Raw genomic sequence first — 11,013 nt, forward strand, 5'->3', positions numbered from 1 at the left:
TTTTTTTACACAAGACACCGTTTATATGCAATTTTAAGCATCAATAAACGGTTTTGGACAACTCAGCAGGAATTTAATTCCAATGGCAGACCCGATCGGCGGCATGTGGCTTGCGCTGAAATATGATGCAGAGCCATTCGGCGGACTGGCTGTCAAAAGCCAGCTTGGAAGTCGCCGGTCGAGCAGTCATCATAATTTATACAGCATCGAGACGTATCCCGAAAACATGCGTCCGGCCGACACCGCAGCCGCGCATCTGCAGTTTCATCTGCGACACGAACCCACCAGCCTTGAGTTGCTGGCGCGCGTCTTTGCGAAGGCCGGACCAAGTTTTGTCCAGGAGTGGATAAACAGTGCACCGACCGGACAATATGCCAGACGGGCATCGTTTCTCTACGAATTCGTCACAGGACAAATGCTTGTGCCGCCAGTCGACCTTGGTGGCAACTACGTCCCCGCACTGGACGCATCTTTTCAGGTAACAGCTTCTCCAGACAAGATGAGCAACGTCAGCAGATGGCGCATCCGTGACAACATGCCCGGGAATCCCTTTTTTTGTCCCTTTATCCCGCTTTCCAGTCAACTCAAAATGGCTGCGGAGATGGACGTATCTGCCGGCTATGATGAACTGGTGCAGGAATTCGGCGAGAGCATGCTTGCCCGGGCCGCAGTGTGGCTGACAAATCGTGAAAGCAAGGCAAGTTTTACCATTGAAGGCGAGGAGCATCAACTTGACCGGATCCAGCGCTTCAGCCACGTACTCGCCACGAGAACCGGGCATGGGGCAGTCCCGCTGACAGATACTGACCTTGCCGAATTACAACGCAACATTCTCGGTGATGTCACAATAACCGAGCATTTTGGCTTGCGCCTGTCACCGGTATTCGTTGGAGAATACACGATGAGGTACGAGAATGTTGTTCATTACCTCGCGCCTCCCGCAGAAGACGTAGCGGAAATGCTTGAAGGATTAAAAATTTTCCTCGACAGGACTGAAGGACAGTCTTCTGTCATGCGTAGCGCCGTGGCCGCCTTCGGGTTCGTCTACATCCATCCTCTTTCTGACGGGAACGGCCGTGTCCACCGATTCCTGATAAATGACGTTCTCAGACGGGATGGCGCCATCCCTGACCAGATCATCCTTCCCATCTCAGCTACCATCATTGGAGACCCGACGAGCAGGCGAAACTACGACCAGATTCTAGACAGGGTTTCAAAACCCCTGATGAGACAGATCACGGATCATGTCTCTTTCGATCGTGACATGAAGACCTATCCTGATGGGATAAAATCCAATCTCGACTTCTCGAACCACGATCTGGCGAGACCGGCCTGGCGCTATATCAATTTCGCCCCCCACGTTATCTATCTCAGCGCTGCGCTAGAGATGACCATCAAGCACCACATGAAAGAGGAAGCCATATATCTCCGGTCGCACCATAATGCCCGGCAGGCACTCAAGGAACTTGTTGAAATGCCGGATATGGATGCCGACCGCATCATCAGGTCATTACGGGATACTCGTTTCATACCCAGCGGCAAGATTCAGAAAGAATATCCCATGATCGAAAAGTTCAAACTTTGGAACGCTATCTCTGAGGCGCTGAGACGTTCATTCTCTGAATGATTACGCATGCCCCCCCCCGTGATAAATAGAAAGTTGTCCGTTATCAGACATGGGATCCGCAAAAGGATTTTCAGAGCGGAAAAGGCAGACTGCCCTCGTGAGAGCACAACTTTGTAGTCATCGCCTGTGGATTTTCACTGAGAACTGAATTCTTCTACAAGGTATATAACCCAAGGGCTTAGGATCGTGATCCGCAACCTGGATTGTACAAAAGGCATCTTTCGTCCGGATTTATCGACGTAACGCCCCGAACGGGATCATGGTCCGGTCAAACAGGAGCAGCCGCAGTCGGTACCCTACTGCGTAGCGAAGAAGTTCTACCTTCGTATATTGCTGCGGTTCTGAGCCAAGAGATCGCCGCGCCGCCCGGTCCGATGGCGCGTTCCGCTTTTAGTGGACCGCCTTCTTTCCACCCCGGCGCCTTCCTTGCGGCCTATCAGACAATGCAGGTTCTGTCGTGCCCTCATCACCAGATTTGGTGGCAGTGGACGTTATATCCCGCCCCAGTCCAATCTCTCGTGCAAGTTCCGATCTGCGTATTGTGTAATTAGGAGCGACCATAGGGTAATGAGACGGAAGTCCCCATTTCCGCCGATATTCTTCAGGCGTCATGCCATAGGACGCCTGCAGATGCCGTTTGAGCATTTTCAGCTTTTTCCCATCTTCAAGGCATATGATATAATCTGGAAATACGGACCGCTTGATGGGAACGGCAGGTCTCTGTTCTTTCACTCCCAAAGCAGTCGAGACGGACAATGAATTGTAAACAGCCCCAATCAGCCTGATAAGTTCATCCGACGATATTTTATTTCCCGATACATAAGCGGTTATGATTTCCACGGTCAGCGCCAGCTGTCTTTGTTGTTCTTCGGGCATTGTCCATCACCTAAACAGACGAAAAAAATGTGGCCCTGTATATAACACCGCTATTGGGAATAGTCCCTGATGTTTTCGTAGATCTGGCAGCTTGCAGAACAGGTATGCTCTTGAGCAGATATCTATAGGATCCTGTGCCCGCTCATCTGTATTTTATCTGACCGTCAACACTTCTTGCTTTCAACCGCAATCCTGTTACCTGTTGCCCACCCAGCATCAAGACGCCATATCTGCAACACGAGATCATCTGGAGCCGGTGTCAGAAAAACATTCAGACACAGCTTCCTCCTCGGTCCAGGAATGTCTTAAGGCGTGAACATGCCCGGAAGCTTCAGTCGCGCCAATAATGCGCAGAAGACTTTCAGGGATCGTTTCACGCACAACATCATTGAACCGAACACGCAATTCGTTCTTCAACCAACAGTCGAACGGATCAGGATCTCCCCGGAAAGACACATCATCCATCATTGGCCTGCTATCTGCTGCTCCCCGCCTGCCTAACGATACCCAGCCGACTTCGTTGCGCAAATGACCAAAGCGTGCGTCAGATCTGAGATGTTGTCGCGGTATGGCACACGGTCGGCAGGATCCAAATCCGGGTGAGAACAGCAGAAAGCCGGACGCTCTAGCTGGCGGCGCCTGGCGACGCATATGGCACATGGGGACGCCTGCCCAGCACCTGAGCGGCCCGTTGGCTCCGAAGCATCTGCTCCGCACCCGTCATGACCGCTGGTGCGTTCCTGATCATGACCTGCAACCTGGCGTCGATCTCGGCTAGACGCGCCTTATGCAAGCGCTCGGCCTGCCGCGCCTGGGTCTTCAGAATAATCTCCCTGCCATATGGGCGACCTGACTTCATCAGTGTCTCCTGCGTGCGCCCAAGCGCGATCAGTTCGCGAATCCTCGCATCCCGGGCCTTGCGGGTTCGGGCAACCAGATCCGTGCCCAATGATTTATATGGTTTATGCGCCATTTTCTTTGCCACGTGATTCCACAGATCGTCACTGGTGATGGGCGTCATATCCCCGAGCGCCCTCTGGTTCCGGACCGCCTCAAACGTCGCGCCATCGGAGATCATGGTCCATGTTGTGCCACGCGCCCGGCTTTCGGCGACGTATGAGGTAAATCCCGTCGCCAGTTCCGTGCCGCGCGGCAGGGCGTTGATGTGCTCATCTGAAGTAAGCCCCTGTGCAGCATCAATCGTCATGGCATGTCCGAACCCCAGCATTACCCGACCAGTCTTCGCATCACGAAACCGCCGCCATTCAACATCAGCAACAAGCCCGTCCTTCGTGCGGACGCGAAGCCCCGCATCGCCATGGGCCAGAACTTCCACCACATCGCCGTTATTTCCGACTGTGCCGCCCTTTCCATCCACGCTGCCCCATGTCCGACGATACAGCCGAAGCCGGTCGCCCGTAGCGATCGCGAGATCATAGGTTTCGCCGCGCTGATCAATAGCCTGCACGGTGATTTCATGCGTCGAGATCTCGCCGCGCTCCTGCAGGATTTTACGGACTGCACGACTCAGATCGGCAGCATCCTGATTGGTCAGCGCCGACATGCTGATCGTCTTGGCCCGGCCTCGCTGCGGCCCGGCCCCCTCGGCCACCAGTGCATCGCGACGCGTGACATACAGTCGGGCAATATCCTGCAGGACTTCCTCATGATCGCCGCCGACCAGACGGATCGTGCCATCCGCCCGTTTCATATCGATCGCATCCCGCACTTCCTTCAGATGAAACCTGTTACGGACGTCGTCATCATTTTCCTCGTCCGTATGCGCGTTGGCCGCAGCCCCCCTGAACTCGTGGGCTTCCAGATCGCTCTCTTCGGGCTCCGCGCCACGAAACAAATCAGCAATCTGGCGATTTCTCGCTGATAGCTGCCGGACACTGGACAGAAGCTCCGGCATGTCTTCCGGGTCCAGGACCCGACGCAGCATCTCGATGGAGTCCCCAGCCTCGATATTCTGCGCCTGCTCATGGTCACCCAGCGCCTTGATCGTGCAGCCGGTATCGCGCTGCAACTGTAACAGACGAAGCATCTGGCGTGGACCGACCTGGCCGACCTCGTCAATCACCAGCACCGTATTCCGGTCCACATCGACGTCACCGCGCTCCAGCCGCGCCAGGAAAGGCAGCATCGCGCTCGTGTCAAAGATGCCAGCCTCACGTAATGCGTCCGCCTGACGCCAGGCATTGGCAATTCCGAGAACCCTGCGACCGTTCTTGTCATAACGCGTATCATGTTTCCACGCATCGACCAGCGGAGACAGGAGGGCCGTTTTCCCGGAGCCCGCGACGCCGGTGAGCATGGAGAGCGCACCGCCCCGGCCGAGAGCGTAAATCGCAGCCTTCTGCGTCTTTCCATGTTCGCTTGCGAAGTCGAGCGGCGATCGTCCGATCGCTTCTGTGATCTGGCGGTCCGACAGCGCCCCGCTTCGGTCTCCTGAAGCACGAGCCGCCTGAATCGCGAGGTTTTCTTCAATGACGATCTGCGCGGAATTCGTCACCCTCAGCCTGTCGCCGCGCATTTCCTGAATCAGCGAGACCCGTTCCCCGCCGAGTTCAAGACCACGCTGTTCAATAAGGGCCACGACATGATCAATGTCCTTCACGCCGCCTTCGATACCGGTGCCGATCAGACCCCGGGCCGCATACGTTCTGAGCTTGTCGTGATCGATCACGGCGGCTGTTTCAAACTCCCTCGCGAGATGGCGCACAGCGAAACGGCAGGCAATATCGTATCGCTGTTCCCTGGTGCCCGCAGGCGCTACTGGCGCGCCAAGCAGACTTTTTTCCTCCCAGCCAAGACGCCTGGCCTGTTCTCGCCATATCTCATGGTCGCTTGTGCCTTCGTTCTTGTCCAGCCGGGCTGCCAGGCCGGCCATGGACAGGATGCGGCGCTTGCGTTTGATCGGCATATGCGCCCAGTCCGCTCCTTCCGCCGCGGCGTACTCCTTGGCCGCCCTGATGACGTTCCGTCGTCCCTTGCTGAAGAAATCCGATATATCCGGCGGCACGGCCGAGATGACCGTCGCCTGCTCGTTCGCGTCGTATCGCTGGGCAATGCCGATCCGGCGCAGTTCATCAGCGAGCTGCGCCTGAAAATATGCCCCGAATTCATGAACGCGCGATCGCAGCCGCTTCGTGTCAAGCGACCCCACATGCCCCTTTTCCGTGACCACGACATTGAACAGGGCGTTATGGATATGGGCATGGGGATCGCCGCCTGCTGGCGTATCGATCAAATAGGTCTGGCCTGTCCGCGCGTCACGCGCCTCGACCGTCGGGCGCGCGGTATCATGCCGGAATGACACCCAGGTGACCTCGCCCGGGTCGGCACCATCTTCGCCCCCATGACCGCGCCGCGCGAAGCCGATTTCCCGCGCGACATAGAGCATGGTGGCGTCGTTTGCCCGATCAATAGCGTGCCAGATGGTTGCCCTCTCGGCCTCGGTCGGCGCGAACTCGGCCGCGAGAGTCACCGATTTGTGCGGCGCCAGGGTCAGATCATAGGCACTGATCTTGCGGGCATTCTTTGACCAGTCCTCGCCATCATCAGCCCGCTTTGCCTCGAACAGGCGATTTAGCTGCCCGTTTTTCGGCGGTATAGTGGGATCGATCCCGAGAACCGCCGCGATCTCCGGCTTCATGTCCGGCCGCCACGAGGCGCGGCCATCGCGCCCAGTATAATAACTGGTCAGTCGGGCACCGTCCGCATCAGAAACCTTTCCTGGCAGGGTTCGGAAATCATGTTCCGGATCCGATAGCTCTTGGGTGAAATAGGCGGTGATCAAGCGACCGGTGCTCTCAGCCGAAATTTTCCGGAACGTCATCATCAGACGCCAGTTCCGTCCTTTTCCTCGGGCGATGAGGTGCGGGGCGTCCGGCCCTCCTGAATGTCGAGGATCCTGCCAGTCGTAAGATCGATGCGCCTGAGAAGAGGGCTCTGCGCGGCGATCAGTGTTACCAGTCGGCCAAGGATTTCATCAAGTGTCGGACCATCAGATTCTTTCGGGGAGAGAATTTCAATGATCAGAGACAGCTTGTCTTCGATCATTCGAAGCCGTTCCCGGATGTCGTCGTCCTGGCCTGCTGTTATGTCAGGTCTCCTGGCCGTCTCGCTCATCGTCATCACCTCCCATGTCAGAACCACGGGAAGCGTGACGCGGAATCATGCGACCGTTCAGGCCTTCTTTTGATCAGCTCCGGCGAGCGCGTCCTTGACGGCCTTGGCCGGCGCGAAAACCAGCTTGCGCGAGGCTGGTATCTGCATCTCGGCACCGGTCGCCGGGTTGCGACCCGTGCGGGCGGCGGTGTGCCGGACGGTGAACTTGCCAAAGCCGGGCAGCGATACCTCGTCGCCGACCTCTGCAGCCTGAACGATAGAGGCTATGACGGTCTCAAGAGCGGTCTTCGCATCGGCCTTCGTGCCACCCGTGGCTTCGGCAATACGGTCAATCAGATCGGTACTTTTCATCAGCGCTGTCTCTTTCAGTTAAGGGAACACGGAGAGATCGAATCACAACCGTAGCGGATTTATGATTTCTCTCGGGCGGGCAGGATGACGCTGCGGGACAGGTCCACCCCGATGCGAATGGCGTCATCAAGCTGGCGACCGATACCACTCTGCAGGACGGGGGAGCAATACATCGCCCCGTCGATTTTGCGGCATATGCTCCAGACCGACCCGATCAGGTTCATGGCGTGAACCAGCCCTTCCACGTCGTGACGATCCAGGTCGCGGATGAATTGGTGAGGATCAACCTCCTCAATGTATGGCTCCTGTCCCGGCATCACAAAAACCATGTGAGGACCAGGCCGCGAAAGGCGCCTGAGAAGATCCATCTGGGTACTGGTGATCGTGAGTTGCACGGCACTTCCGGGGCCTCCACCGGGGATATAGGCGCCAGTTCGACTGATCTGTGGCATCACCTCTCCGGTAATCCAGCGCCGAACCCGTTTGGCAATAGGCTTTCGAGAAATGAACGTCAGGTGATTGGCTCCGCTTTCACTGACGAAGAGCTGTTCCTGCATCCCTCCTGCGGTCACCACGCTGATGCGGCAATATTCATCATCATCGAGCCGTCTGACTGTCGCAGAAGGATTGCTGAGGCCCAATATGCAGCAAATCTCCCGGGCCGAGATCCATCGCCTTCCGGTGACTTCCCGAACTGATATCCGGGTATCTTCGAACGTTAGATAGTCTCGTTCGCTCTTATGCAGAATAGGTTGAACCGGATCACTGACCGGCTTCCTGGCTCGCGGCCTCCTGATGGTGGTGTCTGGCATATCATGTCTCCCCTTTTCCTGAGAAGATTGTGCGCGGGAAGCATGCGACCTCTCATGGAAAACGTGCTCAGCGGCATCCGCGTCATCCGCAAGGGTCTAAGCATTGCTTATACCCTTTCCCGCTTGCCCACTCCTGGCGGCGTAGCCGCCCGCACCAACGGTGCAATGGTGTATGAAGAGCCTCTATCAGGCCGGGTCCGACCCGGTTCCAAAGGTGGTACCGGTCCCACCCCGGGCAGGTGCCAAGACGTCGTTGAAATGGGTCCAGTGGGGGTTCATAAAGGGTTCGTACCGGGACCAAAAATGCGCCACCCGACGTCCACGCAGCGATTACCTCACACCGGTACAGCCACTGACACGGCCTGCAGGAGAAACGACGTGACGGAAATGGACTCACAGACAGGCGGAAACCGTTTCATCCGACGCGTGGCCGGAGAAAAAATTCGTGGTCGGCAAGGACAGAAAGTCTCGCCACTTTACCGCTGGATGATGGAGAATTTCGAGGACATCTCGGAAGCGCGTCAGACAATCCGCGCTTGGGATATCTTCATCGAGATCGCACACGAGGATGGGATAACCGGAACGGTCGAGAACAAGGAAATCACCCGCAAGACGGCCGCCAAGACATGGGCTCGAGTCCGGCGTGCCCATGCCGGGCGATCCCACGATATCGTCCGAAAAAACCAGAAGCAGCTCCTGCCCAGTCGACAGTCTAAAGACTGGAAACCCGATATCATTGACGGGAAACACGGAAGCCTATCTCTTGCCGAAGCAGCCGTGCCGGCAGAAATTGCTTCCCTCCAAAAAAAGCCATCCCAGGTCGCATCATTACCAACGACCATTCCCGAGGCGTCAGTAGCAGACCTGGACGAGGAAGAAATCCGTCGCCGGGGTCGCGCACGGGCCGAAGAGATCATTCGGGATCTGGAAAACCGGCGACGGTTGCAGGAACCCGGCTTTCATCAGGAATGAAACATGACGGCACGCGAACCGAAGACCGCAGCGAAAGAGACCGTAAAGGCGCAACCGACCCTCATGATGGCAATCGGACGCCAGAGGGTTGGAAAAACGACATTCCTCAAGGTCCTCACGGAACTGACCCAGCAGCAGGGAGGCCACCCGGAAATCTGGAATACGGATTCACTCAACAAGTCCAATACTATCGCCTCTCTGGGTGATTACGTCCTGGAACCTGCGACCATAACGGCCAAGGGACAGGCGGCCTGGCTGGAACAGAGGATCGAGCAGCTGGTGGAAACCCAGAACGACGCGATTCTTGACATCGGTGGCGGCTGGACGGCGGTTCATGAACTGGTAAAGGCCTCCCCGCTCGTTGCACAGCTTGAGGAACTCGGGATCAATCTTGTCACGGTTTTCATGATCGGCTCGGAACATGCCGATATCGACTATCTTGAAGACCTGCAGGCAAACCGGGGCTTTATTCCCAAGAACACCGTCATTGTCATTAACGAGGCCCTGCTTAGCGGGCGCGTCGATGCTTCAGAGGAAATCCGGCATATCCTCCAATATCCCGCAATCGAGGGCGCACTTGGCCGCGGGGCTGTCTACGGGGTGTTTCCTGCGCTTGACGGGATAAAGCGTGTCTCGGACCGAGGGCAGTCTTTCATGGACTTTGCGGCGAACAGGCCGGTCCACGGCTTTCCGACAAGTTCGTTTTTCGACCGGTGTCGCGTCAGCCGGTGGCTGAGGCGCGACGTGCCGAAGTTTCTTGCAGCACTTGGCCCCGATTATCTGCCGTGGATGCCCGCAGGCCTGCCAGAAGTTATGGGGGTTGGTGTGTGATGACAGCGCCGAACGAAATCGAAGACGCGGATCGTGCGTTTGCCGAGCACGTCGATAACCTGCGGCGGGTTGCCAATCAGTGGATTTCCCGCCCGATCGCACCCGAAGCGGAAGTGATCTCCGCGCTGATTGTCACGCTGGACCAGATTGGCATGCTGGCCATAGAGGCACGACGCGCGTCGATCCGTTCCGTCACGGAAGCCAGGCTGATCGCAGAGCAGCAGCGCAGGGCACTCGCCGACGATACCGTGGTCATCCGCGAGCAGTTGCGCGACGGGATTGAAGCCGTGCACACGCTGCGCACCATCAACGAAAAACTGGTCGAGAAGAAACTCCTCACGATCACGGCGGATATGACGAAAGGATTAAGGGGCGCCATCGAGAGCCAGGCCACGGCCATGACCAGACGGTACAACCTAGAGACGGCCTTTCGCATCCTGGGCTACAGCTCCATCGTCCTGATAGCGGGATTTGCGCTCGGACGGATGCCGTGAGCGTGTCCACAACGGGCACGCTCACGGCCGGAACCGAAACGCCGTACGAAGTACTGACACAGGTCGCATGATGCTGGCCGATCCTGTCCGCCTCGCAACAGGAGGCCAAGGTGATCCGGCTCCCCTTTCCATGCCGCCGCACGGCGCAAGCGACCGTGGTCCTTGTGACGTGCGGCTTCGTCATGCCCCCCATCGGGCACGCACAGACAGTAAACGTGCCCGGCGGCCTCCCGACACATGTCAACGCAACCTATCAGGAACCGGGGCTCGGTGGCTGGACCCCGGACACGACGGGGACAGCCCAGGCCACCAGCGGAAGCGGCGCCGTCACCGAGACAACGACAGCAGGCACGTCCGACAGCGATGCGCTCGAGACCCTATACCAGCAGTCATGGGGCTATGCGGCAGCCCAGAACGCCGAGGCGCTGGGCGTCAATCCATCAGCGCTTGCCGCGACCTGCGTGGTGGAATCCGGCTGCCAGAACCTCTACACGGCCGGAAACGGCAGTACGATCACCGGCGCGTTCCAGATGAGCAACGGGACCTACAGCCAGACCCTTGGAGAGGCACTGGCCGCAGACCCCTCGCTGGCCTCATCCATCACCAGCGGCACGGCAGGCCAGCAGGACCCGGCGACGCAGGCGGTGGCTGCGGCGCAGTATCTCAAGGATGCCGCGACCAGTCTGCAGCACAGCGGCATCAGTAACCCGACGGCCCTTGATGCCCGGGCCTATTATAACTTTGGCCCGAGCGCGGGTGCTGAAATCGCGACGGCCGACGACAGCAGTCTCATGTCGTCCTACATATCGGGCACGGCAATGTCGGGGAACAATATCAGTTCAACCACCACGGTCGGCCAATGGCGCGCGGCAGTCGCAGCAAAAATGGGCAGTGCCGCGTCCAGTTCGATCCTGAC

Annotated in this window: 11 protein-coding genes; 5 read left to right on the plus strand and 6 right to left on the minus strand. The window is 57.7% G+C overall.

The annotated features are described in order from the left end of the window. Nucleotides 1-82 precede the first annotated feature (82 nt). Nucleotides 83-1,627 (plus strand): Fic family protein, encoded by a 1,545-nt coding sequence (locus tag GEU01_RS16635; RefSeq protein WP_019086864.1) that lies wholly within the window; start codon nucleotides 83-85, stop codon nucleotides 1,625-1,627. Between the two features lie 390 nt (nucleotides 1,628-2,017). Here the strand turns inward: GEU01_RS16635 and GEU01_RS24695 are convergent, their stop codons facing one another. The 6 genes from GEU01_RS24695 to GEU01_RS16655 form a co-directional block, all read right to left on the minus strand. Then, the gene (locus GEU01_RS24695; RefSeq protein ID WP_081499995.1) at nucleotides 2,018-2,503 is read right to left on the minus strand and encodes a MucR family transcriptional regulator; all 486 of its coding nucleotides are present in this window, start codon (nucleotides 2,501-2,503) and stop codon (nucleotides 2,018-2,020) included. Between the two features lie 243 nt (nucleotides 2,504-2,746). Continuing rightward, on the minus strand, nucleotides 2,747-2,971 hold the full coding sequence (locus GEU01_RS25870) for a hypothetical protein (RefSeq protein WP_157212873.1): 225 nt from the start codon (nucleotides 2,969-2,971) through the stop codon (nucleotides 2,747-2,749). 157 nt (nucleotides 2,972-3,128) lie between these two features. Then, a complete protein-coding gene (gene mobF / locus GEU01_RS16640; RefSeq protein WP_019086975.1) occupies nucleotides 3,129-6,347 on the minus strand; it encodes a MobF family relaxase in 3,219 nt (1,072 codons plus the stop codon). Next, nucleotides 6,347-6,568, minus strand: a complete 222-nt coding sequence (locus GEU01_RS16645; protein ID WP_232272588.1) for a hypothetical protein — start codon at nucleotides 6,566-6,568, stop codon at nucleotides 6,347-6,349. Before GEU01_RS16645 ends, mobF begins: the two co-directional genes overlap by 1 nt. Nucleotides 6,569-6,694: 126 nt before the next feature. After that, a complete protein-coding gene (locus GEU01_RS16650; RefSeq protein ID WP_019086977.1) occupies nucleotides 6,695-6,988 on the minus strand; it encodes an HU family DNA-binding protein in 294 nt (97 codons plus the stop codon). A 59-nt stretch (nucleotides 6,989-7,047) separates the two neighbouring features. Then, nucleotides 7,048-7,800 (minus strand): BRO-N domain-containing protein, encoded by a 753-nt coding sequence (locus GEU01_RS16655; RefSeq protein WP_026018818.1) that lies wholly within the window; start codon nucleotides 7,798-7,800, stop codon nucleotides 7,048-7,050. A 387-nt stretch (nucleotides 7,801-8,187) separates the two neighbouring features. Here GEU01_RS16655 and GEU01_RS16660 point away from each other — a divergent pair, with 387 nt between their 5' ends. From GEU01_RS16660 to GEU01_RS23060, 4 genes are all read left to right on the plus strand, one after another. Then, on the plus strand, nucleotides 8,188-8,772 hold the full coding sequence (locus GEU01_RS16660; RefSeq protein WP_010518283.1) for a hypothetical protein: 585 nt from the start codon (nucleotides 8,188-8,190) through the stop codon (nucleotides 8,770-8,772). Nucleotides 8,773-8,775: 3 nt separating this feature from the next. Continuing rightward, entirely contained in the window at nucleotides 8,776-9,603 is an 828-nt protein-coding gene (locus GEU01_RS16665; RefSeq protein WP_010518286.1) for an FAD-binding oxidoreductase, read from the plus strand. Beyond that, entirely contained in the window at nucleotides 9,603-10,097 is a 495-nt protein-coding gene (locus GEU01_RS16670; RefSeq protein WP_019086855.1) for a hypothetical protein, read from the plus strand. Before GEU01_RS16665 ends, GEU01_RS16670 begins: the two co-directional genes overlap by 1 nt. 110 nt (nucleotides 10,098-10,207) lie before the next feature. Continuing rightward, a partial coding sequence (locus GEU01_RS23060; protein WP_019086854.1) for a hypothetical protein occupies nucleotides 10,208-11,013 on the plus strand: 806 nt, incomplete at its 3' end.

The organism is Komagataeibacter europaeus LMG 18890 (genome assembly GCF_000285295.1).
In the GTDB taxonomy this organism is placed as follows: Bacteria; Pseudomonadota; Alphaproteobacteria; order Acetobacterales; family Acetobacteraceae; genus Komagataeibacter; species Komagataeibacter europaeus.

What these genes read in the sequence shown, in the direction of transcription:
- GEU01_RS16635 (WP_019086864.1), top strand. Translation starts at nt 83, where the DNA reads ATGGCAGACCCGATCGGCGGCATGTGGCTTGCGCTGAAATATGATGCA.
- GEU01_RS24695 (WP_081499995.1), bottom strand. Translation starts at nt 2,503, where the DNA reads ATGCCCGAAGAACAACAAAGACAGCTGGCGCTGACCGTGGAAATCATA.
- GEU01_RS25870 (WP_157212873.1), bottom strand. Translation starts at nt 2,971, where the DNA reads ATGATGGATGATGTGTCTTTCCGGGGAGATCCTGATCCGTTCGACTGT.
- mobF (WP_019086975.1), bottom strand. Translation starts at nt 6,347, where the DNA reads ATGATGACGTTCCGGAAAATTTCGGCTGAGAGCACCGGTCGCTTGATC.
- GEU01_RS16645 (WP_232272588.1), bottom strand. Translation starts at nt 6,568, where the DNA reads ATGATCGAAGACAAGCTGTCTCTGATCATTGAAATTCTCTCCCCGAAA.
- GEU01_RS16650 (WP_019086977.1), bottom strand. Translation starts at nt 6,988, where the DNA reads ATGAAAAGTACCGATCTGATTGACCGTATTGCCGAAGCCACGGGTGGC.
- GEU01_RS16655 (WP_026018818.1), bottom strand. Translation starts at nt 7,800, where the DNA reads ATGCCAGACACCACCATCAGGAGGCCGCGAGCCAGGAAGCCGGTCAGT.
- GEU01_RS16660 (WP_010518283.1), top strand. Translation starts at nt 8,188, where the DNA reads ATGGACTCACAGACAGGCGGAAACCGTTTCATCCGACGCGTGGCCGGA.
- GEU01_RS16665 (WP_010518286.1), top strand. Translation starts at nt 8,776, where the DNA reads ATGACGGCACGCGAACCGAAGACCGCAGCGAAAGAGACCGTAAAGGCG.
- GEU01_RS16670 (WP_019086855.1), top strand. Translation starts at nt 9,603, where the DNA reads ATGACAGCGCCGAACGAAATCGAAGACGCGGATCGTGCGTTTGCCGAG.